The sequence below is a fragment of the Streptomyces cucumeris genome, assembly GCF_024295805.1.
Classification (GTDB): Bacteria; Actinomycetota; Actinomycetes; order Streptomycetales; family Streptomycetaceae; genus Streptomyces; species Streptomyces cucumeris.
In genome coordinates, this window is record NZ_JANCLX010000097.1 from 1 (window position 1) to 803 (window position 803).

Sequence of the window (803 nt, forward strand, 5' to 3'; positions counted from 1 at the left end):
GCGCCGACGTATCCGGCTTCCTTGAGGATGGCCTTGGAGGCGGCGTAGAGCTCGGCGTTCTGCTCCTCGCTCAGGAAGGGGGCGGGGGCTTCCTCGACGAGTTTCTGGTGGCGGCGCTGGAGGGAGCAGTCGCGGGTGGAGACGACCACGACATTGCCGTGGGTGTCGGCCAGGCACTGGGTCTCCACATGGCGGGGCTTGTCGAGGTAGCGCTCGACGAAGCATTCGCCGCGGCCGAAGGCGGCGACCGCCTCGCGGACGGCGGAGTCGTAGAGCTCGGGGACTTCTTCCAGGGTGCGGGCGACCTTCAGGCCACGGCCACCGCCGCCGAAGGCGGCTTTGATGGCGATGGGCAGGCCGTGCTCCTCGGCGAAGGCCACGACTTCTTCCGCGCCGGAGACCGGGTCGGGGGTGCCCGCGACGAGCGGGGCGCCGGCCCGCTGGGCGATGTGGCGGGCGGCGACCTTGTCGCCGAGGTCACGGATGGCCTGCGGCGGGGGGCCGATCCAGATCAGCCCGGCGTCCAGGACGGCCTGGGCGAACTCGGCGTTCTCGGAGAGGAAGCCGTAGCCGGGATGGATGGCGTCCGCGCCGGACTCGGCGGCGGCGGCCAGGACTTTGGCCTGGTCGAGATAGCTGGCCGCCGGAGTGTCACCGCCCAGCGCATAGGCTTCGTCGGCCGCGCGCACATGCACAGCGTCCCGGTCCGGATCGGCGTAGACGGCCACGCTCGCGATCCCGGCATCCCGACAGGCACGGGCAACACGGACAGCGATCTCGCCACGGTTGGCGATGAGCACCTT

General features: G+C 71.4%; 1 protein-coding gene. It reads right to left on the reverse strand.

From position 1 onward, the window contains the following. On the reverse strand, window positions 1-803 hold an 803-nt coding region (locus NMK44_RS41900; RefSeq protein ID WP_302889254.1), incomplete at both ends, for an ATP-binding protein.